18 protein-coding genes are annotated in these 23438 nt (G+C 38.6%); 1 reads left to right on the top strand and 17 read right to left on the bottom strand.

Going from position 1 to position 23438, the window contains the following annotated elements:
* Positions 1-120: 120 nt before the first annotated feature.
* From DWY07_RS12895 to DWY07_RS12840, 12 genes are all read right to left on the bottom strand, one after another.
* Complete coding sequence (locus DWY07_RS12895) at positions 121-2793, bottom strand: ATP-binding protein (RefSeq protein ID WP_117808384.1); 2673 nt, start codon at positions 2791-2793, stop codon at positions 121-123.
* Positions 2794-2822: 29 nt separating this feature from the next.
* The gene (yidD, locus tag DWY07_RS13620; protein WP_347465526.1) at positions 2823-3047 is read right to left on the bottom strand and encodes a membrane protein insertion efficiency factor YidD; all 225 of its coding nucleotides are present in this window, start codon (positions 3045-3047) and stop codon (positions 2823-2825) included.
* Between the two features lie 310 nt (positions 3048-3357).
* Positions 3358-4011, bottom strand: coding sequence for a hypothetical protein (locus DWY07_RS12885; protein WP_117808385.1), 654 nt, complete (start codon positions 4009-4011; stop codon positions 3358-3360).
* 50 nt (positions 4012-4061) lie between these two features.
* Positions 4062-4799 carry a hypothetical protein gene (locus DWY07_RS12880; protein ID WP_117808386.1) on the bottom strand — a complete coding sequence of 246 codons (738 nt, stop codon included), beginning with the start codon at positions 4797-4799 and terminating at the stop codon, positions 4062-4064.
* Between the two features lie 15 nt (positions 4800-4814).
* Positions 4815-5405 (bottom strand): hypothetical protein, encoded by a 591-nt coding sequence (locus DWY07_RS12875; RefSeq protein WP_117823548.1) that lies wholly within the window; start codon positions 5403-5405, stop codon positions 4815-4817.
* A 167-nt stretch (positions 5406-5572) separates the two neighbouring features.
* Positions 5573-6490, bottom strand: a complete 918-nt coding sequence (locus DWY07_RS12870) for a hypothetical protein (RefSeq protein ID WP_117823546.1) — start codon at positions 6488-6490, stop codon at positions 5573-5575.
* A 136-nt stretch (positions 6491-6626) separates the two neighbouring features.
* Positions 6627-8978 (bottom strand): RICIN domain-containing protein, encoded by a 2352-nt coding sequence (locus DWY07_RS12865; RefSeq protein WP_181983932.1) that lies wholly within the window; start codon positions 8976-8978, stop codon positions 6627-6629.
* A gap of 210 nt (positions 8979-9188) precedes the next feature.
* A complete protein-coding gene (locus DWY07_RS12860) occupies positions 9189-10412 on the bottom strand; it encodes a YARHG domain-containing protein (protein ID WP_117823542.1) in 1224 nt (407 codons plus the stop codon).
* Positions 10413-10436: 24 nt separating this feature from the next.
* Positions 10437-11210, bottom strand: a complete 774-nt coding sequence (locus DWY07_RS12855) for a hypothetical protein (RefSeq protein ID WP_147340254.1) — start codon at positions 11208-11210, stop codon at positions 10437-10439.
* Positions 11211-11263: 53 nt separating this feature from the next.
* Entirely contained in the window at positions 11264-11803 is a 540-nt protein-coding gene (locus DWY07_RS12850; RefSeq protein ID WP_117823538.1) for a CinA family protein, read from the bottom strand.
* Between the two features lie 99 nt (positions 11804-11902).
* On the bottom strand, positions 11903-14011 hold the full coding sequence (locus DWY07_RS12845; RefSeq protein WP_117823536.1) for a PTS transporter subunit IIABC: 2109 nt from the start codon (positions 14009-14011) through the stop codon (positions 11903-11905).
* A 76-nt stretch (positions 14012-14087) separates the two neighbouring features.
* Positions 14088-14768, bottom strand: a complete 681-nt coding sequence (locus DWY07_RS12840; RefSeq protein ID WP_117808394.1) for a LytTR family DNA-binding domain-containing protein — start codon at positions 14766-14768, stop codon at positions 14088-14090.
* A gap of 163 nt (positions 14769-14931) precedes the next feature.
* Here DWY07_RS12840 and DWY07_RS12835 point away from each other — a divergent pair, with 163 nt between their 5' ends.
* A complete protein-coding gene (locus tag DWY07_RS12835) occupies positions 14932-15255 on the top strand; it encodes a helix-turn-helix transcriptional regulator (protein WP_117808395.1) in 324 nt (107 codons plus the stop codon).
* A gap of 222 nt (positions 15256-15477) precedes the next feature.
* Here the strand turns inward: DWY07_RS12835 and tyrS are convergent, their stop codons facing one another.
* The 5 genes from tyrS to DWY07_RS12810 form a co-directional block, all read right to left on the bottom strand.
* Positions 15478-16698, bottom strand: a complete 1221-nt coding sequence (tyrS, locus tag DWY07_RS12830) for a tyrosine--tRNA ligase (RefSeq protein WP_117808396.1) — start codon at positions 16696-16698, stop codon at positions 15478-15480.
* A 242-nt stretch (positions 16699-16940) separates the two neighbouring features.
* Positions 16941-18542: an O-antigen ligase family protein gene (locus tag DWY07_RS12825; protein ID WP_117823534.1), complete on the bottom strand. Its 1602-nt coding sequence runs from the start codon at positions 18540-18542 to the stop codon at positions 16941-16943.
* 21 nt (positions 18543-18563) lie between these two features.
* Positions 18564-20093 (bottom strand): cardiolipin synthase, encoded by a 1530-nt coding sequence (gene cls, locus DWY07_RS12820; protein ID WP_117823532.1) that lies wholly within the window; start codon positions 20091-20093, stop codon positions 18564-18566.
* 82 nt (positions 20094-20175) lie between these two features.
* The gene (locus tag DWY07_RS12815; protein ID WP_117823530.1) at positions 20176-22800 is read right to left on the bottom strand and encodes a heavy metal translocating P-type ATPase; all 2625 of its coding nucleotides are present in this window, start codon (positions 22798-22800) and stop codon (positions 20176-20178) included.
* Between the two features lie 151 nt (positions 22801-22951).
* On the bottom strand, positions 22952-23254 hold the full coding sequence (locus tag DWY07_RS12810) for a metal-sensing transcriptional repressor (RefSeq protein WP_008401532.1): 303 nt from the start codon (positions 23252-23254) through the stop codon (positions 22952-22954).
* Positions 23255-23438 lie beyond the last annotated feature (184 nt).

Raw genomic sequence — 23438 nt, 5'->3', positions numbered from 1 at the left:
CTCTTCCGTATCTTCCGGTATCTCCTCTACCTCTGCTTCTTCTAATTCCTCTGTAGGGGTGAAATCTTCCTTAACATCTTCAGTAACTTCTCGAAATTCATCTCCCATATATTTTTATCCTCATGACTTTCTCAAAGAATTATGTATTATTTTTTCATTCACCGAAATATTGGTTCCATATACTATTTTTCTCCATAATTGTACTTTTACACAAGCTAACAATTCCGGTGAAAATTCTTCATCATTTAATTCATATTTTGTTAATTTTGTTATTTGCGCAAACACTTTTTTTATCGTATTAAAATCCGACATATCTGATTTGAAATTTTTTACAAAAATTCTACGTGCTATTTCCTTAGCCAATATTCTTCTTTCATAAATGCAACACTCCTTGCAACAAAGCACCTCTTCACATTCAGGATATGGTCTTAAATTTTTCTTTTTATCATTCCAATAAGTTATAAGTTTTCCGATATCCTTATCTGATAATGTAATATCAATATTGTTTTCAAGACGATAATCTGGTGTAACTACCTCTTCCGGACTATCCAGCTTATTAAAAAACAAAAATGCCTCGCCAGGTTTCAATCTTGATAACCTTTGTTCTTGACCATCTCCCATATTCATACTGTCTGCAATTATCTGCTTATCAGTTGCCTCAACTAATCTGAATACCATTTTCATATCCGTAAGTGCAACAACATCTGTAGACACTTTTCTAGGTGACTGATCCGCTATTATTATTCCAACACCATATGAACGTATCTCAGCCAACATACGCTTAACTAAATTCTGAGCTATCGCACTTGGATTAGTATCACCCTGTCCAACATTTGATGACGCATCTAATAATACATGAGCTTCTTCAAGAAGCATTACATTTTTCAATCCCCCATCACCAACATAATTTGCATTTACATATGCCAATATCGATAATAATAACAATGATATTATCAATGCTTTCTGATCACTATTTTCTATAGCAGCTAACTCTATAATGGTCGGTTTCTGCAATAAATCTTGTATTGGAATTGAAAAATAATTATCAAATAAATTTTCAAGACTCTTCAATCGCACCACTCCAGCACGTCCAATGTTTTTTGCATCTCCTGTATATCCAATCTCATCAAAAGTATTTTTAAAACACTTTATAAAATCTGTTATATTAAATATCTGACCTTTGTCAGCTGTAGTATAATTATCCAACCATCTAAAATCCGAATAACAATTATTAATTGCCTCTTCAAAAATTTTATCAAGCGGTGTTGTCATCGATACAGCCGCAGCAAAAGCCGTCTTCAATGTAGATTTATATGTCTCCAACCTAACATTTTCCGGTGGAACAAATGGATTAAATACAAAAGGCGATATAAAATTTTTACCCGGTGTAAATATCTGTATCTCTGGAATGCTCTGTATTAAAGCTCTATATTCATTCTTTGCAGGTTCAATAACCAAAAAAGGAATATTATGTTCTTTCCACAATCTATCCAACAAACTCACAGAAAATGTTGTTTTTCCCGAACCAGGGGTTCCTACTACTAACATGTGTTTTGCCAGATCTTTAAGTGAAATTCCAATTGTATTCTTTTCGGAATTTTTCAAAATACCAATTTCTATATCTCCTGCATTTATAAGATTGTCTGCATAAGTTTTACTAGCACTTTCCGAATCATTTATCGGCAATCCTGCAGATATACGACCATTTCCCAGTGGTAATCTAAATATGCCTCCAGCTTCTTTTGCCGATATAACATATGGCATTCTATATAAAAATTGATTTGAGTTATCCTGATTCCATATATATGGATTTCTATTTAGGTCAATTAACAGCTCATTTACAATCCATGGAAATGAATAATAATTATCCGTAATCCGAAGTTGAGAAGTGTCCATATGGACCTGTTTCATAAAAACCGGATTTTCTGAATCATACGATATATAACCCTGTACTTTTGATGCAAGCTTATCTGTATTGCCATAGGATCCTGCAACAATTATATTATATCCAAACATTGCCCCAGCACTTACTGTTTGGTAATATTTATATATTTCAGCCAAATGTCCCGCTGCCGAAATACTTACATTTCCTATTCCCTGCGTCATAACGCCTTTATTTAAAGTATCCAAAATCTGCGCAATTCGTGCTATCTCTGTTTTTTCCTCTACAGTTAATTGTGTTGGAAACAACTGAATAGAAAACATACTATATGGTTGTTCTGTCAATTCATTCATGATAGAACTCATATCATGTGCATATGAATCAAACACATCAATAGAATAAGCTGCAGATAAAAACTGATTATTAAGATTTTCTTCTCTTTCATCTTTAACAATTGCTATACTGTCTTCAATCTGTACCCCGCTAATTATTTCTGTTAATCTTGGAAACTCAATTTCCTCAAATCCATATTTCTGTAATTTTAAGGAAGATTCATATAAACTATATATCTGTTCAATTATTGCCTGTGCAGACGACTGATCACCTGAAATTGCTCGAATAACTAAAAATGGTCTTATCTTCGCCTTATAAGGCTGATTATTCACTGGTTCTGTTACCCATAACAGCTCCATAGATATCTCTGCATTGGAATTTTGTGATATAATATATTTATAATTTTGAAAAACTTCAGATGCAAGGCTACTAAAGTTATTCATATATTCTTTTTCTATATCTGTATAATCTTGATACCTAGAACTTATAATTGATATATCTGGAATCGATGTTATTTCTATTGAGCATACCCCTACATATTCACCACTGCTAATCTCCATAAAGCTTATTTTATTCACCCATATCACCTTCCTAACTACTTAAACTCTTAAGGATAATCCACCCCACCATATGATCCACATTTTATTATCCTACACACAGCTTTATAACCACCATAAAATGCACCATATTTTTCAATAGCTAAGATTGCATATTCAGAACAACTTGGAATATAACAACACATCAATCTGGTCTGTGCTGATGCATATCTTTGGTAAACTTTTATACTCCATATAGCAATCATCTTTGAACAAATAATTCCTTGATAAAGCATGCACCAAGATACAATCAACATATAACTAACTATGTCATAAACATTATGAATCCATTCATAATCCATTAAATACGTATATATTTCTTTTGATATCAAACATGCTATTAAAGTAAATAAAATAGCAAAAGCACTTGCCTTCTTCCAATTTATATACGGTCTTACCAATTTTCTATCATAAATAGGATGAATCAACTGTCTTTCTTTATCATCCACATATCGAATTCTTTTTTTTTCCATATTATTCTAAAAATGTCAAAGATCCATATTATTATCTAATGGATTCTTTGACATCTATAATTCAAATTAACTATTATGCATTTTTCTTCTCACGAAGTTTCTGCTTCATTCCTCGAATCGCTGTTTCGAAATCTTTAACTTCCGATAATGAACATTCGAACTCTATTCCTGCCCCTCTCATTCTGAATGTAGTGGTTGGAATTCTCTTTCCATCTCTATCAACTTCTTCTTCTGATATTGTTGTAAATGCTGTAATATCCTTGTAAAAATATTCATCTGTGATTTCCGTTGTATAATCATCATCGAGATTAAATCTTCGTCTATATACATGTACCTGTGAATCACTAAAAAAAAGCCATGCTATTTCATAAGTAGTACTAACCCAACGTCCACTAGCAGTTTGCTTAGTATACGCATTTTCCCCTCTAAATCCTTCAAAATACACCGGCGGAATTTCTCTTACTTCATCCGCATCCAGTCCTATTTTATCAAGTGCCTTCTGTATTGAATTATAGTGTGACCGTGCACTAGCCACAATATCATAATATTGTGAATCTGTTATCGTTTTTGCACCACATCCTTCACGTTTAAAGTATGTAATAACATCTGCCTGCGTCTTCGTTTTTCCTTGAGTAAGTGCTCTTACCATTTTTGCATTATCAGATCCTATCGTATTTTTGTAATAAATAATTGCTACTCCAATCAAAATAATAATTACTGCTACCATATTTCTTTCTCCTTCTTCATTTGCTATATTTTATTTTTATATAATCAGCCTTAAGGCCGTAATTTTTTTTCGCGTAGTTTTTGTCTCATTCCATTTATGGATTGAACTACATTATCACAATTTGTCAATGCACATTCAAAGTTTATTCCAGCACCATACATACCAAATTTTTCTGTCGGCACCGTTATATTATTTTGTCCAACCTCTTCCTCTGATATTGTAGAAAATGAATTTACATCCTTGTAAAAATATTCTGATGTAGATTCCTTTTTATTTTCTTTATCCATATCAAATCCACAACTATACACATGCACCTGTGAATCACTAAAAAAAATCCATGTCACCTCATATCTGGAACTAATCCATTTTCCGTTAGCAGTCTTTTTTACATACGTATTTTTGTAATCAAATCCTTCAAAACATACAGGACTGATTTCGTTAACTTGTGCTTCATCAATCCCTAATTTGTTTAATGCATATTTTACAGATCCATATTTCTGTTTTTTGCGATCTACCATCTGCAAATACTGCTCATCAGAAATAATCTTAGCGCCACATCCTGCCCTAAGAAAATATGCAATAACTTCAGACTGTTCTGAATTTTTACCATTACATAATTGCTTAACCATTTTTGCATTTTTAAAAGAATCATAATTTCTAATAATGATAATAATTCCTAAAAAAACTAAAGCATACAGCAATATAAAAATGAATGAACTACCAGCAGAACTACTGCCTTCATGAATCGTTTCTATATAAACCGCAAATTCTATATACTTATTTATCATTCTTCCTCGTCACCTCTACATACAATCCGGTCGACTAACGTTCAACACGTCATACAACATCTGAATATCAACATCCGGCACTCCAACATCTATAGCCATACTAAGACATTCTCTATAATCTGGTGAGGTCATATAACTCTTACGCGAAAAATAATCATATTTTATATAAGCCATAAAATAGTAGTAGATTCCTCTTGGTTCTACCATTAACGCTGCATCTATATATTCTAATGCTTTGTCTATATTAGATCTTGGATTAAGAAATGCTTTCTTACCACCAAGAATGCAAACAGCCGCATAAAAATATGTTTCAGAATCATCAAAATTATCAATCATAGCCTTATCAAACGCTTCTAGCGCTTTAGCATATAAGTGCAATTTCAAGAAACATATTCCGATAGATTTATTAATTTCCTTATTTTCGGGATCAGTACCCAATTCCTTTTTATAAAAATTTATATAACGATTTACCATTGGACTCGGCATAGAATTTACACTGTTAAAAGAAGTAATATTAATTGGATGTCCTGCTGGACATTCTTTTTGTCCAACACTTATCGGGAATCCACAATTAGGGCATTTTAAATCCATAACATTATAAGCCATTTTATCTTTCTCCCACTCATATCTATATATTTTTACTATAATGTCTCAGTAAATTTAAAATAATAATATCATATATTTTCTTCAAAAACCGTCCCATGCAAAACTGACATTCTACATTGCTTTTTCGACAAAACAAGCGAGACAGATTCCCGTCTCGCTTGTTCCTTTTATTGCTCTACCTTTGTCCATCCTAAGAAAGTATCACTTTCAACAATCCTGTAATCATCTGTATAATCATTGTCATAAGTGTCATCACTTCCTGATGCATATCCTGCCAATTTACTATTTAAAGTTGATTCTTTCTTTTCAGCATTACATAAATACCACTCTCCCGTTTCTTTATCGTATACTGCCCTTACCCAGCGATCCATTGTTTTTCCGGTATCTCTGCTTCTCCATAATATATAATACTCTAATGCATCATAGTTATTTGTTATAGAAGTAACACTTGCCTCTGCAATATCATGTGGAGCAGATATTCCAATATAATTAAACAAATCACCAATTGTATATGATGGAGCATTTGTGAATTCAAATTTGACATCATGTCTATTACCAAACGCATCTTTCTCATATTCAGAATCTGAATCCGAATCATCCTGCCCATATTTTTCATAATAAAACATTTTATCCTCAAGACTATAATCCCATTTAACTATAGTATCTGTACCAAAGATATTTTTTTCTACAATTACCGGAACTCCTCTTAAATATCCCTGAGGGACTTCTACATCTACCCGTACATAATAAACAATATAATAGTCATCTGTTTTATAATAATTATCCACCGACAATATATCTACCTGACCTACATCTTCAATTTCTATCTCCACGGTATGTTTGTTTGCATCATATACTTTTCCTGATGTATGCAGTAAATCTTGTGCTATATCATACTGCTGTTTATGTGTTACCATAACAATTTCTGGAATTACACCAAAAAATACCGTGGCAATCAAAATACAAATTAATAAAACTTTTTCACTTACCCTAAATAAAGTATGTTTATCTATTTCGCTCATATATAAATGAACCCAAATAATAAGAGTACAAATACAACCTATAACTAATACAATTACCTGCATATTTTTCTCCAATCATTTGTTATATATTTTTACCGCATATTTCAATAGCCTTTGCTATCAGATGCTATTGAAATATGCGGTAAATTACCTATAATTATTCTTTACTATTGTATGCCGAACTTATGCCAGCAAACTTCTATTGTACTTTTCCTTTTACTACTCTGTAGCGTTTGCCTTTGACCGTTACATAACCTGTCTTGTTACTCTTTTTGCCCTTAACTACATAGTATTTCTTTCCTGATTTCTTAACAATACCTTTATATTTTGGCTGCCATACACCTTTCTTTACATACCACCATTTTCCATCTGTATTTTTTACCAGTTTTGTACTATTTTTCTTTCTTCCCTTATATACATAGTAGTATTTTCCATCCGTATGTTTTACAATTCCGGTAAATTTCGACTGCCATTTTCCATTTTTAATATAGCACCATGTACCATTTGTACGCTTTAATAAACCTGTATAATTTGTTTGTTTTACACCATTTCTATAGTAATACCAGCCTTTGGAAGTCTTTTTCATTCCATTATACGCTGCTGTTGTAACAGTCAAAACATTGCTGTTATAACTTGTATGGATTGAAGTCTTATTATAAGTACATGTACCATATGCCTTAACTAAAAAATTATATGTAGTATTCTGTTTTAATCCCGATAATGTACAGGAGGTTGTAGATTTTCCAGCTACATCAAGTACTCTTTGCCATTTTTTACTTGCTGTATCATACATATAAACGTAATATCCATTAGCTCCATTTACTTCATTCCAGGAAAGACTTATCTTCTTTGTCAAAGCTGCTGTTATCCATACATTAGTGCTGTCAAGATATAATCCATATCCACCGTATTCAGAAGCACCTGTCGTGTAATTATTCACAGCTCTCACAAGATATTGATATGTCACGCCTGACACGCAATTTGTATCCTTATATGTATTTGTGGTTCCACCAGCAACTGTAGTCAGCTTTGCATAATTTGTATCGGTCTGCTTTTTCCGGTAAATTTCATATTTTGTAGCACCAGATACTGTCTGCCATGACAATTTAAATCCGCCCTGTATTCTTGCTAGTCCTGTCACACTACATTTACTTAAATTAATGGATTGCTTTTGTATCGTAAATTTCTGAGCACCTGAATCATTTCTTTCATACAACCACACATTGGTACCATCTGCTGATCCATAGCTTTCAACATCCAGAACTGCAGATCCACACGAAGCATTTAAGAAATATGCACCTGCTGTACCTCTGATAAACCATCTCTGTGCCGTTGCATTATTTCTTGGATACACCCATACATTGGTGCCATTTGTCTGTTCCCAATTATAATCATCAAGAGCTTTTCCTGATGCATAGTTTACAATCTCATAGGAACCATTGCTCTGTCTTATAAAATGCCATAACTGATTTGCTTGATTTGAACCTGTTCGGATCGTTACATTATCATCACTATCAGCTGTAACATATTTTTTTATTCCGGTATTCATTATAGTAGCATAAAAATCATTACCTAGATTTTGAGTTTCACTATCATAGCCATAAGTGCATACTGTTTTTGATGCCATTCTCTGTCGATTATCTTTATCATTATATGGCACTGCCCAGACATTTATCCGATAATGTCCTGCTTCCGGTATAGTAAATTGGTAACTATTTGCATTTACATCCCCATTTGCACCTGTTGCACCACCATAACATTCCTTACTTGTGTCAGTATTTGTAATAATCAGCCAATAATGAAGAAAGTCACTTTGACTGCTGGTTTTATCCCATGTTATATTCATTGTCTCACCAACAGCATAACAATTTCTATTTGTTGTTATCGTTGGTGTCGTCATTTCACCATGCGCTGTCTGTGATGATGACAATTCATGCAGTTTTACAACATATACTGCACCCGCGTTCATTCTCCATGCCGCAAAATTCTTACGGTTATTGCTGTGGGCCGAAACCAATGGTGTATTTCCGGACACTCCGGTACAGATACCAGCATGATCAATGTCATTTGGAACCTTACCATCTACTTCTGTTCCCCATACATAAAATAACGGATCACCTATTTTTACATCTGACGGAGAAGGATTTCTTACAATCAAACCACTATACTCCGGTTTTGCCCGGAACCATTCCAATAAATAATCCGCTCTTTTCCATGCTGTTGAATACGCATACCATGTGCCATCCGTTTGTAATCCTCCGGCTACTAAACACTGTGAAACGTAGTTCGCACAATCATTACCTTGAAAATATGCATATCCGCTATTATATGAATTAACGTTTGTTCCACCACTGTTATCTGTATAAGTTAATCCATAATTTGCCGCCGCACCTCCATTATAAGTTGTTGCTGCTTTCACTTTGCTTATATTGTTTTTACCAAATATATCATTTGGCATATAAACAATTATCATGGCAGCAACCATCACCATACAAATGGTTTTCTTCCATATTCTTGCCATATGGAACTTTCCTTTTCTTACATCATTCATAAACATTCGTCTCCCTTCATTTATTTTCAATACACGCTTCAAAAGTTCTGGTTAATTTATATAATAATATCACAAATATAAACCCATAACCGTCCCCTGCAATTTTGACATTCTACATTGCATTTTCGACAAAAAAGAACCTGCTATGACTTTCATCACACTGACGAAATCATAGCAGGTTCTTTTTCTCTATAATCTTATATCTCTATCTTACTTATACCCTTTCTCCTTCTCATACTCTATAATGAAATCCCGGTTTGCAAGCTCATATTGATTAAATACTGCTGTGTCGTCAAAATCATCCGGCTCAACCGTTCCATGATACCAGCTTTTGGAATTGAAATATGCCTGATAATCGGCGTCTTTGAACTTTCTTCCATGACGGGCATACAGTTCGTTACATGCCAGACGGATCTCATCCGGTGTTAATCCATCCAGATCATCCTCTGTCAGATATTCACTGTCACTATATGGAAGAATGTAGTCATCGGAAGAATCATCTTCTGATGTTGGATTATAATAAAACGACTCATACGCTCTACCGCTATATTCACATTCATCCTCCAGATTGTCCACACTTAACTGACGTGGATAATAGGATGGTCCTGCAACAGAATATATCTTGCCAACTACGCACAACTCGCCATCCTCATCTACATATGGTACCGCATCCCGCACATTGGATAAAGCAATCGTCCAGTTATAAGTTTCTTTCAGAAAAGAATCCGTTCCTTCCATATCCTTATATGTATTGGTAAAACAACTATCCATTGCATCCTGAACGTTTTTTTCATATGAATTTTCATCAATATCCAGATAAGCCAACACATCATCCTTTGAAAGAAGTACATCTTTACGAAGATCGATCGTATATACATAAAAATCTGTATATTCATTTGCATCAAAATCCACCCGCACAACTACCGACAACAAATCCTGATAAACAGACCACTCATATCCAATAGCAATACAATCTGTATATTCGGCTCCCGCTTTTGCCATATAATCATTTCCGAGCTTCTCTATCTGTGTATTTACATTTTCACAGGCGGTACTGTCATAATCTATGTATGGTAAATGGTATACAACCTCACCATCTTTCGTCTGCACTTTCCCGGACATTTTCGAATCAACAACCATGTGATCTGAATACTCTTCCGGCATTTCACCGGTTCCAAATCCCACTTCTTTTTCTTCCGGAAGTGCGGCTGCCTTGCCATCTGATCCTGCTGCAGAAGAAGCCTCCTCTGATGTTTCCGTGTCAGAACCTGTATCCATACCGGCTGTTTCATCCGTTTTTCCGGTTTCTTCTGCCACGGTTGTTTCGGTCTTTTTGCTGCTGCCATCAGAATCTTTTTTTAAGGAAAAACTGCATCCCATGAGGCTGCCTGCCAGTGCCATACTTAATACTATAAATCCTGCTTTTTTTTTCATCCTTTTTACCCTCGTTTCTTTATCTTATAACTGCCAGTTTATATTTTCAGCATTTTTTGCTACCAGCAGTTTGGTTCTGAGTTCTGTATCATCCAGATCTATAAAGTCACCATTTGAATAATACTTCCACTGTGCTACTTCCTGATTCCCTGACCAGTTCATCTCACTGATCACATAAAACTGCATCGAAGCCAACGGTTCCTCACGATATTTCATATATCCATAACAATCGTTAAAATGTTCCCTATGTACCAGTTCCTTTATTTCCATAAATTCCTGTTCATTCTTTACCTGCCATATGGATAGTCTGCAGTCCTTTTTAGGCTTTCGTATTATTTTTTCAACAGATCGGTTGAACAAGATGGATATACAAATATAGAATACCGCATATTCTAATATATACACTCCAATATGTACAGAATCTCCCATTGTTGTATAAAAACGTTCCTGCTGCAACTGATTGCGGTAATATATAATTACCTCTGTAATATACAACGATAAAATGGCATCTGTTACAAGCTGTCCTATTGTGATTGCCGACTGCATACATTTTGAGTTAGCAAAAAAACGAATAACCGCCAGCACAATTGCTGTTATTACAGCAACGATCAATAGCACAATTCCTATATTCCCAATTGAGGAAAATATCCAGTCCTTTTTATCTTTTATGCTTGGATTAACTACTTTTCGTGTGCATTCTTCAAGGGATCGCACAGTCTCATTGGAATACAGTAAGGACAGGAAGCCCATTCCAAATCCTATTAAACATACAATCAACCCCATTAATTTCTTTTTCATATTTTCATCCCCCATATCTTGTATATTTCTCCAACAATATATTCGTCACACCATCAGGCAAGAACCGCTTCCATTTCAACCCCAAGCACATCCCCAAGCGTTTCTGCCACCTTCTCCGCGGCATAAAGTTTATAATACAGTCTGGAATCCTGTTCTCCCATCTGGAAATAGCCATCGATGATCGTGTCAGAAACAGCCACTGCATAATATACTTCTCCCGGTACACTATCCTGATTGTTTGGATCAATATTTCCCGTTGTCCCGGTAATACCGATGCCGATATCTGCACGATATGCCTGTTTACAGGCTTCTGCCATTGCCCGCGCTGTTTCTTTGGAATAGACACCACAAGTTTCTATCACCGCTTCCGGAACACCCTGCATGATCTTTGCTTCGTTGGAATAGGTTACAAATGCTCCTTTTAATATTGCAGATGCCCCTTCAGTATCTGTGATTAGGGAAGCAATCTGCCCGCAGGTGATACTTTCCATGGTTGTGATCGTCATTTTCCGGTCGATCAGACAGCCTGTCAATCGTCTGTAATTATTCCGTATTGTCTTTTCCATCTGTTCATCCAGTTTTTTTCCTGCCATTTATCCTTCCACCTTTGTTGCCTTTAATCTATTTATTATTATAATATATTCACAAAAGGATTTCCACAAGTGGAAATCCTTCTGTCATTTCTATTTATCCTATCCCTTCTCCACAACCAGGAGCTCCTCGCCATTCTTCACCTTTCCGGTCTTTACCGGACGCAGTTTATAGCCATCCGGGAGCTCTGTTATAATGACAGGGGATATTAAGGATGGCGCATGCTTCTTCAGATAAGGAAGAGCCAGCCGCATGACCGGCTGTCCGGCAGACACTATCTGTCCGGTCTCAACCAGTACGTCAAAACCTTTGCCATTTAGCTTTACCGTATCGATTCCAATATGGATCATCACACCGATTCCCTGTTCCGTTACCAGCCCTATGGCATGCTTCGTGTCGAAGACAAAGGCAATCGTTCCGGCAACAGGCGCGGTTATTTCAGGATCCGTTGGCAATACAGCGATTCCATCGCCCATCATTCCACTGGAAAATGCCTCATCCGGCACACTTGATAATTCAAAAACCTCTCCTGTAACCGGACTCAATATAGATACTGCAATAACCGCTTTCTCATCATACCCCTCCAGATAATCTTCCAGATTGGATTTGATCACAGACACCTTCGGGCCATAGATGACCTGTACGCCATATCCTTTTTTCACCACGCCGGATGCTCCGCTTGCCCGGAGAATATCTTCTTTTACAAGAGCTGCATCATATACCGTACAACGCAGTCTGGTTGCACAGCAGTCAACATCCGATATATTTGCTTTGCCACCAAGTCCTTCACAGATCAGTCTGGAAGTCTCCATCTGTGGGCCGTGATTCCGGAAAACATCCGTATTCCGGTCATTGTCTGATCCCTGCTCTCCGGCATTTTCTCCATGCTTTCTGGCATCCATATCACTCCGACGATATAATTTCACTTCGTCATTGTTATCTCTACCCGGTGTTTTCAGATCAAACCGCCGGATCAGATAATAGAACAATACATAATATACGATAAAATAACCGATACCAACAATGACGATCCAGATCCAGTTCGTCTTTGCATTTCCCTGCATGATGCCGAACAGGGTAAGATCGATCAGTCCTCCGGAGAAGGTCATTCCCACACCGACTTCAAATACATGCATCAGCATATAGGCAAAGCCTGCCAGAATACAATGGATTCCATACAGAGCCGGTGCAACAAATAAAAATGTGAATTCCAGCGGCTCTGTAATACCTGTGATCATGGCTGTAAGGGCTGCGGAAAGAAGCAGTCCGCCTGCTGCCTTCCGTTTCTCCGGTGCTGCTGTTTTATACATAGCAAGAGCAGCTCCCGGCAGACCAAATATCATAAGCGGGAATTTACCGGACATAAATCTGGTGGCTGATACCGCATACTTTGTAACGGATGGATCTGCAAGCTGTGCAAAGAAGATATTCTGTGCTCCTTCTACAACACGCCCACCAACCTCCAGCGTTCCTCCGACCGCAGTCTGCCAGAATGGCAGATAGAACACATGATGCAGGCCAAATGGTATCAGAAGACGTTCCATAAATCCATATACCCAGGTTCCTGCATAGCCGGAATTTAAAACCAGATCACCTACGGTATAGATGCCTTTCTGGATTGCCGGCCAGATAAAGAACATCAAAATACCAACTCCGGTATATACCAATGCTGATATGATCGGAACGAATCTGGAACCACCAAAGAAAGACAACACCTGCGGCAGTTCAATCTTATAAAAGCGGTTATGCAGGGCAGCCACACCAAGTCCTACCAGGATACCGCCAAATACACCCATTTGCAAAGATGTGATACCGCAGACAGAAACAACCGCCCCTGCAAGCATTGCTTCCGTACCACCATTTATCGTGATCAGCGCACTGATTGATGCATGCATGATAAAGAATGCAATAGCCGCTGATAGCGCAGCAACTTCCTTCTCCTTTTTTGCCATACCGATCGCCACGCCCATGGCAAACAGGATTGGCAAATTGGCAAATACCACATTTCCTGCCTCACTCATTACCTCAAATACAGCAGCAAATATCGTTCCCGGCCCAAGGATCCGCATCAGCCCATATGTTTCAAGCATGGTTTCATTGGTAAATGAGCTTCCGATTCCAAGCAGCAGTCCTGCCACCGGCAGGATCGCGATTGGAAGCATAAACGACCTTCCAACCCGTTGTAATATTCCAAATATTTTATCTCTCATAAAAAATCTCCCTGTTTCATAGATACATATTCATACGAACTAGTATCTGCAAAACAGGGAGAATCATTCCATTTTCTTATGAAAATACTTCTTCTTTGTATGGTCTTCCGATCTTTACAACTTCTCCATTATCCAGAGTTACGGTTGATCTGGAATAATGCTTGACGTGCTGACGGTTGATAATACAATTACTGTTTACACGGACAAATATCTTCGGAAGATTTTTCAAAGCATTTGTCAGCGTAATATACTGCACATAATCACCTCTTGTTGTACAGTATCTGGTGAGACGATCATCTCTGTGAATACAGATGATCTCCGAAGCTGAAAAAATATTGATCGTTTTCCCATAGCAGACCCGGATAAAATTACTTTTGCTCATATTCAGGCGCTTGATCGCCGTATCAACGGCATGCACCAGCTTGATATCCCGGTTTCGCTTCATAACACAATTGCAGTGCTCCACGTCATAGATATCCCAGCCATCCGGAATATGGTCTGCATAAAATATAATCTTGCAATTTGGAACAGAACGATTGATGGCTCTGGCCAGACAGATCCCATTATAATGCAGATTGTCAAATACGATCTCCGTAATAAATATATCACAGGAAAAGGTACTTTCTTCTACATCTATAGACGCTTCTTCCGGCAGATACAATTCAAACTCTACATTATCCAGATCCATACGGGATTCTATAAAATCCTTCACAGCTTCCACTTCATGCATAGATGAATCACATATACCAATTTTCATTTGTATAACACTTCCCTCTCATTTGAATGCCACTTGTAAATTTTAGTATATTTCTTAGATATATGCAGTATTATTGTTAGTTTTTACATATAATAGAAGTGTCACTATCTGTTTCTTTTTTGATATTTATTAGAAAATACTTAAAAAGAAAAGGAATACCATCATGACACTGAATTATAAAATTATAGGATCACGCATAAAAATACGCAGAAAAATGAAAGATGTCACCCAGGAACAGATGGCGGAAGACCTTAATCTGTCTGTAGGTTTTATCAGTCAACTTGAACGTGGTATCTGCAAAGTGAGTCTGGATACACTTGCAAATATCACCGAATATCTGGATTGTACTTTTTCTGATATTCTTGAATACAATCAACATTCTGAAAGCTATAATCAATCGAAACTGAATGCTCTTTATTCATCCTTATCCCTTGAAGACCAGCATGTTATGCTCAGTCTGATGGAGGCTTACACAAAACACCGCTAATATCCGGAAATTAGAATACCATAAAACAGACTAAAAAAAACGTAGATTGTCAATTCTACGTTTTATCATGCATAAATGACATGTACAACTGACATTTCTGCTTTTTTTCTGCATAATTTACATCATAATAACAATAACAAAACTCCGATCATCAAAATTAGAATCCTAATTCCAGATAACCGGAGTTTTTATTATGTTTATTTTATTATTCTTTCGAATCTGTTATTTACTTATCTTACGGAAATTCTTCTTACCACGTCTTACAACGATTCCGTCTCCATCAAACTTCTCTTCCGGAATTGTAACTGAGATATCAGGTATCTTATCACCATCAACTGCAACTCCGCCCTGCTCTACCGCACGTCTTCCTTCATTTCTGGAGGATACCAGACCGGACTTTACAAGTACGGATACGATATCAATCGCACCATCCTTGAAATCATCGTCTGATAATGTAACAGATGGCATATCAGCAGCAACACCCTTGGAGAATAATGCTCTTGCACTCTCCTGTGCCTTTACTGCTTCTTCTTCGCCATGAACCAGCTTTGTAAGTTCAAATGCAAGGATCTCTTTTGCTGTATTTAACTGGCTTCCTTCCCAGCTGTCCATCTTGTCGATCTCTTCCAGTGGAAGGAAGGTCAGCATACGGATACATTTTAATACATCGGCATCTGCAACATTTCTCCAGTACTGGTAGAACTCAAATGGTGATGTCTTGTTTGGATCCAGCCATACAGCACCCTTCTGCGTCTTACCCATCTTCTTGCCCTCTGAGTTCAGAAGCAGGGTGATCGTCATGGCATATGCATCCTTGCCAAGCTTTCTACGGATCAGTTCTGTACCACCAAGCATGTTGCTCCACTGGTCATCACCACCGAACTGCATATTACAGCCGTATTTCTGGAATAACTCATAGAAATCGTAGCTCTGCATGATCATGTAGTTGAACTCTAAGAAGCTTAAGCCCTTCTCCATTCTCTGCTTGTAGCACTCTGCACGAAGCATATTGTTGACTGAGAAATGAGGACCAACCTCACGAAGAACATCTATATAGTTCAGATCCAGTAACCAGTCTGCATTATTTACAAGCAATGCCTTGCCTTCTGAGAAATCGATAAAACGGCTCATCTGCTTCTTGAAGCATTCTACATTATGAGCGATCGTTTCTGTTGTCATCATCTGTCTCATATCGGTACGTCCGGACGGATCACCGATCATAGCTGTACCGCCACCAATCAGGGCGATCGGCTTATTACCTGCCATCTGTAAACGCTTCATCAGACAAAGTGCCATGAAATGACCGACATGAAGACTGTCTGCAGTTGGGTCAAATCCTATATAAAAAACAGCTTTTCCATTATTTACCAGCTCTTTGATCTCTTCTTCATCTGTTGTCTGGGCAATTAATCCTCTTGCCACTAACTCGTCATAAACCTTCATTTTTTTCCTCCTGTAGCAGCATCCATTTAGATGCTGACCTTTTATATCATAATTATTATCTACTTATTTATTCTGTATCCAGATGGCATACCAGCCGAATATTATATCAGTCAGATGTCATACGCTAAAATTAAAATATCTCCGATCAATTTCCAGCCATTGCTTCATCTACACACACTTTGTGATTATACAACGAAACTATCTGCTTTGACAAGTCCGGACTTTTATAATCCCACCATCCACTATTTCTTTGTTCTGCTCCCGTCTTTTTTCAAACTGTTTCTGCGGATTCCTGCTGCTATCGCCACAAATAAAAACAGGAACGGTGTCGTGATCGGCTGCTCTACATTGACGAACGCCTGTGTGATATAAGAAACGATAAGCATCAGAACCGCAAGCATCACCGGTTCATCCTTCCAGGTTTTCACACAGTTACGGATCGAAGTAATGATCAGCCCTACATAAGTGATCAGGCCAAAAGCTCCCATCGTGACCAGATACTGCAGATATTCATTATGTGCACTGTCATAAACCGTTCCGGTTACTGCCAGCATCTCATCATAATACCGGGCAGACATCAGCGCATAGATGCTTTCATTTCCATTTCCAAATACCTGATCAACAAATGGCAGATCCTGATAGATCCGGCATAATCTCGACCAGATGAAGCCTCTGTAATCTCCCCAGAAATCATCAAATACGAAGATCTCCCAATGGTTGATACAGCCGGTAACTGTCACGGTGATCCCTGCTATGAGCAATATTCCTGCTATGAGCAAACGGGATAATGCGGATCTTCCTGTATTATATTTCTTCTTTGATAACCATATCGCACACAAGATACCGATCACACAACAGACAGTCAATATGTCTCTTGCATCCACCAGCTTCGCCAGACCGGACAGCTTCTCATATCCCCTTCCGGTTTCTGTCGTAATCCACGCCATAATTGTATAACCGGAAAGAAAGGTGGTACAAACAGTTACAAATTCTGCAAACAGGCTTCGTTTTAATGCGAAAAAGAGTAATATCACCCATGCTGCAGCAAGTCCCATATATGCACTGTCACTATTTGCCGCGATCAAGGCGGCTCCGCCCAACAGAAGGGCTGCCATATAGCAGATCCGGTATGCCCGCTTTTCTTCGATCAGATACATACCGGAAAAGAATGCAACACTGGTACAGACAAAGCCAGCAAATATATTAATATTTCCAAAGGAGGACAGGAACATCGCCTGCTGATCCTCTCTGATATGTGACAACAGATGAAACACATCAATATCCAGGTGTTGTAAGCTTCCCATCAAAAATGCAAGTCCACTGATAACAGAAAACACCGGTGCCAGGATCTGCTGCCATTTATATCCGCTTCCAATGCCAATATAAAGCACAAGCACAAGCACCAGAAATTCCAGTCCGCAGCGTCTTCCCATGGATCCGGTGTAGGCTGCCATTTTATCATCTGCCATGATCCATGCAAGTGTGCCTGACAGCACAAAGGCTCCCATCCAGATATCCGACGCCAGAAAATTTCTGCCTCTTCCCGTTTTTTTTGCAGCATCCGTATGCTCTTCCATATGATCCGTAAATCCGAGTATAAATGTCAGACACATCAATATCCCATAGATCAATACTCCATTTTTAAAGAAATTGTATTTTGTGATCGTAATATCCATATATCCATCATGAAGAACCAATGGAAAAACAACAAACATGTACAGTAGGAATGCCGTTGTAATGCTTTCTTTAAAAATATGAAATGCCGCTTCTTTTTTAAAATCGTTCATTTTTGAAAAAGCCGGCTTTTGATCTCCGGCTTTTTGTTTCTTATTTGTTTTTGTCATTTTCTCTCTTTACCTTTATTCCTATAGCAATGGTGACAGGAGTCTGAGGAAGGCATCCACCAGTGTAATTCTGGACATATGCTCCTTACACCAGTCCAGCGTGATCTCCTCTGATTCCTTCATCGTTGAAAGCATATCATACTTCACTTCTGCAATGATACTGGAATCATATACCAATACACCGCATTCAAAATGATGATAAAAACTTCGGTTATCCATATTGATAGAACCGATTGATGTCAGATTATCATCCGTCAGGATACATTTGGAATGGATAAATCCCGGTGTGTACTGATAGATCTTCACGCCGGCACGAAGCAGCTCTTTGTAACTCGACTGTGTCATACGAAAGATCATCTTCTTATCCGGGATCGCCGGTGTTACGATTCGGATATCGATGCCTCTCTTTGCCGCAAGCTTTAATGCTGTCATCATCTCATTGCATACGATCAGATATGGAGTAAAGATGTATACATACTCCTTTGCATCATTGATCATCTGCATATATATGTTCTCACCAAGCGGCTCCTTCTTGAGCGGATTGGTCGTATATGGCTGAAGATATCCATCATTCAAATGCTTCTTCTGCTCTGCCGGACGATAGCTTAAGATATGCTTATCTTCATTCCGGATACTGTTCCATAACTGAAGGAACAGGATCGTAAAACGCCATGCAGCATCTCCATCCATACGGATACCGTTATCCTTCCATCTGCCATAAGGTGATTTCTTATTAATGTATTCATCGGATAGATTAAAACCGCCGGTATAAGCGACCGTACCATCCATAACCGCGATCTTCCGATGATCCCTGTTATTAAAGATCGTTGCCAGAAATGGAACCACCTGATTAAATGCCATACATTTAATCCCATAGCTCTCCATCTCACGCCAGTAATACTTTGGCACATAAAAGACTGAGCCAATATCATCATAGATCAGGCGGACTTCCACGCCCTCTTTTACTTTCTCTTTTAAGATCTCAAGCACCGTATTCCACATTTCGCCCGGATTGATGATGAAATATTCAAGGAAAATATACTTTTTTGCCGATTTCAGGTCATCGACAAAATCCGGCCAGACATCTTCCCCCATCGGATAATACCGGACATCCGTATTCTGATATACAAGCGAACCTGCATAATCTTCTGTATATTTGAACAACCGGTATGGCGGCTGCCCCTTTATCACATCACTGAAATATGCCATATTTGCATACAGATCCGTCTCGTAGTCCCATTCTGCCGCATGCTTCATGTATTTCTCTAACTTCTTCGGCATAATGATATGTCCATAGAGCAGATAAAGCAGACCACCGAGGACCGGAAACATCAGGATCGGAACGATCCATGCCAGTTTAATTGACGGATTCACATCCTTTAATAACAGATGCATCACAGCTATAAAACTTAACAAATGCAGAATAGCCGCCACCAATACATAGTATTGCTGCAGCTTTAATACTTCTACCATAAAGAAGATCAACTGTGCCGCTACCAGCAGACATGTAATTACCATTCGACTAAATAACCTGTTCAATAGTTTCTTCATAGACAATTTCCTTCTTATTAATTTATGACAGGACACCATAAACCGTGCCCTGCCATTTTATCTTTTATCCCGTATTTCTATTTTACTTGATCGAAGTTACCTTATATCCGGCTTCCTTCACTGTATTCTTAATCTCTTTATCGGATAACTCGCCACTTAAAGTAAGCACCGCCTGCTTCTTCTCATGGCTGACCTCCGCTTCTGTTACCTGTGGAAGTGCCTCAAATGCTTTCTTCACTCTTGCCTCGCAGTGTCCGCACATCATTCCTTCTATATACACCGTCTTATTCATCGTACCAGTCTCCTTTTCTATCTTATTATTTCCCTCAACATTTTTTGATACCATTTTTTGGTGTATTCTGTATTTACTATTATTAACATATATCTTCACGAAATTCAACCGTAATGCATTCATTACTACACAAAAACTGGAAAGGCTCATGGCAAATGCTCCAAACATCGGGTTTAATTTCCAGCCAAACATCGGATACCAGACACCTGCGGCAAGCGGTATTCCGATAATGTTATAAATAAATGCCCAGAACAGGTTCTCTTTGATATTTCGTATCGTTGCCATACTTAACCGGATTGCTGCAGGAACGGTTCGAAGACCTTCCCGCATCAGTACCACATCTGCCGCATCGATTGCAACATCGGTTCCGGCTCCGATCGCCATACCAATATCCGCACGGGTTAATGCAGGGGCATCATTAATGCCGTCACCAACCATGATCACACGGTGCTCCTTCATCAGTTCTCTTACTACCGCTTCTTTTCCATCCGGCAGTACATCAGCGATCACGCGGTCAACACCTGCCTGTTTACCGATTGCTTCTGCTGTCTTTGCATTATCTCCGGTTAACATAACAACTGAATAATTCATCTCTTTTAATTCTTTGATCGCAAGGATTCCATCCTCTTTGATCGTATCTGCAACTGCAAGGATACCAATCAGTTTATTCTCATCGATTGCCAGATAGATCGGGGTCTTGCCCTGTGAAGCTAATTCTTCTGCCAGTGTCTTATCCGCCTCGGATAAGGTTACATACTGGCTGATAAATTTTCCATTTCCACCAAGCAAAATATGATCTGATATCTGAGAATGGTTCTGTCCTGCACAAAATCCTCTTTCATTCTGTGAAACCGCCTCACTGCTTAATCTACAGCGGAGTCCATTTCCCGGAAGCACCTGAAAATCTTCAATCTTCTGTGGCTTGATCCCTTTCTGTCCGACATATTCCATAATGGCTTTGCCTATCGGGTGCTCACTGTATTGTTCCAGACTTGCTGCAAAGGTAAGCAGGTCTGCCTCACTGTATCCATTTCCCGGAACTACATCTACCACTTCCGGCGTTCCATTTGTGATCGTTCCTGTCTTATCCAGTACAACCACATCTGTTTTTCCTGTCATCTCAAGTGCTGCCGCATTCTTAAATAGGATACCTTGCTTTGCTCCGACACCGTTACCTACCATAACGGCAACCGGTGTTGCAAGTCCAAGTGCACATGGACAACTGATCACAAGCACCGATATACCTCTGGCAAGTACAAAGCCTGTGCTCTCTCCTGCAATGATCCATACAATAATAGTGATCAAGGAACAGATCAGGACAGCCGGAACAAAGATACCGGATACCTTATCCGCAATCTTTGCGATCGGTGCTTTTGTTGCTGCTGCATCACTGACCATCTCTATGATCTGGGATAAAGTCGTATCTGTACCGACTCTGGTTGCCCGACATTTCAGATAACCGGATTTATTGATCGTTGCGGCAGATACCTTATCTCCTTCTGCTTTATCGACCGGAAGACTCTCACCGGATAAAGCAGACTCATCAACCGCACTGTTTCCTTCTATAACCACACCATCTACCGGAACACTGGATCCCGGACGGACGATAAATACCTCTCCAACTACCACATCCTCAGCAGCAACTTCCTGTTCTTCTCCATCACGAAGAACAAGGGCTGTTTTGGGTGCAAGCTTCATTAATCCCTTTAAGGCATCTGTCGTACGACCTTTGGAATATTCCTCGAGTGTCTTACCAACCGTTATAAGTGCAAGAATCATCGCTGCCGATTCAAAATAAAAATCATGCATCAAGGTCATAACACGGTCATTATCCTGCCGCATCACGGCATCTGTCATTGCAAATAATACATATGTGCTGTAAATAAAGGATGCGCCTGAGCCAAGTGCTACTAATGTATCCATACCCGGTGCTCCATGGATCACACCCTTAAATCCATTAATAAAAAACTTCTGGTTTACAACCATGATCGCAATTGCAAATAACATCTGGATCAGTCCCATAGCGACATGGTTATCACTGATAATCGCCGGCAGTGGCCATCCCCACATCATATGTCCCATGGAAATGTACATCAGCGGAATTAACAGAACGATAGATGCGATCAGCCGGGCCTTCATCTTGTGCAGGGCTGCATGATTATCCAATTCATCTGCATCCGCTGCCTGCTTCTTCCCGACATTCTTCCGGTCTTCTCCTGTCATCAGACTGGCTCCATATCCTGCCTTTTCTACTGCTTCAATAACTGTCTTAGGATCAGCATGTCCTTCTACTGTCATCGAATTTGTAAGCAGGCTGACGGTACAACTGTCAATCCCTTTTACTTTCTTCACTGCCTTTTCTACGCTTGCGCTGCAGGCACTGCAGCTCATTCCTGTTACGTTATATTTATCCAATTCATTCACCCTCTTATCAAGCTTTTATCATGTGCTTCGCACATTCTATGCCTTCATTATATCTTAAACACATTTTTATTATGTTTCATATCCAAAGCAATCATACGAACATATTCTCATACGATCTTCCAGACAGAAAATTTCTATGTGTTTATTTCATTAATTTCTTAATGGTATCTACCAGATCATCCACCGTATCTTCTTTTCCTGCTTTGATATCCTCGATCACACAGGTTCGGATATGCTCTGCAAGAAGTTCCTTATTAAAGCTGTTCAATGCAGAATTGACAGCGGCAACCTGTACTAATATGTCCGTACAATATGCATCCTTTTCCAGCATTCCCTTGATTCCCCGGATCTGTCCCTCGATCCGGTTCAGCCGGTTCATCAGCTTCTTATATTCACCTTCTGTTCTCTGTTTTGTTTTATGACAATGGCAACATGGTTCTTCCATTCTTGTCCGCTCCCTTCTGTCTGTTTCCTGAATTTTTTCATCCATCTGTATCTGTACATTTATTTTTTGTATCCAATTTTAATGATCCCGGATACGATATATATACCCCATAGGGGTATTTTTGTCAATACCAAAACCAATAAAAAACGCAGGGCAAATGATAAAAAATATCACTCGTCCTGCA

Origin of the sequence: Clostridium sp. AF23-6LB (assembly GCF_003461085.1) — a bacterium.
Lineage (GTDB): Bacteria > Bacillota > Clostridia > Lachnospirales > Lachnospiraceae > Coprococcus > Coprococcus ammoniilyticus.
Note: the sequence above shows the minus strand (reverse complement) of the source record. Positions and strands in the feature narration are given on the sequence as shown.

What these genes read in the sequence shown, in the direction of transcription:
- yidD (WP_347465526.1), bottom strand. Translation starts at nt 3,047, where the DNA reads ATGCTTTATCAAGGAATTATTTGTTCAAAGATGATTGCTATATGGAGT.
- DWY07_RS12885 (WP_117808385.1), bottom strand. Translation starts at nt 4,011, where the DNA reads ATGGTAGCAGTAATTATTATTTTGATTGGAGTAGCAATTATTTATTAC.
- DWY07_RS12880 (WP_117808386.1), bottom strand. Translation starts at nt 4,799, where the DNA reads ATGATAAATAAGTATATAGAATTTGCGGTTTATATAGAAACGATTCAT.
- DWY07_RS12875 (WP_117823548.1), bottom strand. Translation starts at nt 5,405, where the DNA reads ATGGCTTATAATGTTATGGATTTAAAATGCCCTAATTGTGGATTCCCG.
- DWY07_RS12870 (WP_117823546.1), bottom strand. Translation starts at nt 6,490, where the DNA reads ATGCAGGTAATTGTATTAGTTATAGGTTGTATTTGTACTCTTATTATT.
- DWY07_RS12865 (WP_181983932.1), bottom strand. Translation starts at nt 8,978, where the DNA reads ATGAATGATGTAAGAAAAGGAAAGTTCCATATGGCAAGAATATGGAAG.
- DWY07_RS12860 (WP_117823542.1), bottom strand. Translation starts at nt 10,412, where the DNA reads ATGAAAAAAAAAGCAGGATTTATAGTATTAAGTATGGCACTGGCAGGC.
- DWY07_RS12855 (WP_147340254.1), bottom strand. Translation starts at nt 11,210, where the DNA reads ATGAAAAAGAAATTAATGGGGTTGATTGTATGTTTAATAGGATTTGGA.
- DWY07_RS12850 (WP_117823538.1), bottom strand. Translation starts at nt 11,803, where the DNA reads ATGGCAGGAAAAAAACTGGATGAACAGATGGAAAAGACAATACGGAAT.
- DWY07_RS12845 (WP_117823536.1), bottom strand. Translation starts at nt 14,011, where the DNA reads ATGAGAGATAAAATATTTGGAATATTACAACGGGTTGGAAGGTCGTTT.
- DWY07_RS12840 (WP_117808394.1), bottom strand. Translation starts at nt 14,768, where the DNA reads ATGAAAATTGGTATATGTGATTCATCTATGCATGAAGTGGAAGCTGTG.
- DWY07_RS12835 (WP_117808395.1), top strand. Translation starts at nt 14,932, where the DNA reads ATGACACTGAATTATAAAATTATAGGATCACGCATAAAAATACGCAGA.
- tyrS (WP_117808396.1), bottom strand. Translation starts at nt 16,698, where the DNA reads ATGAAGGTTTATGACGAGTTAGTGGCAAGAGGATTAATTGCCCAGACA.
- DWY07_RS12825 (WP_117823534.1), bottom strand. Translation starts at nt 18,542, where the DNA reads ATGACAAAAACAAATAAGAAACAAAAAGCCGGAGATCAAAAGCCGGCT.
- cls (WP_117823532.1), bottom strand. Translation starts at nt 20,093, where the DNA reads ATGAAGAAACTATTGAACAGGTTATTTAGTCGAATGGTAATTACATGT.
- DWY07_RS12810 (WP_008401532.1), bottom strand. Translation starts at nt 23,254, where the DNA reads ATGGAAGAACCATGTTGCCATTGTCATAAAACAAAACAGAGAACAGAA.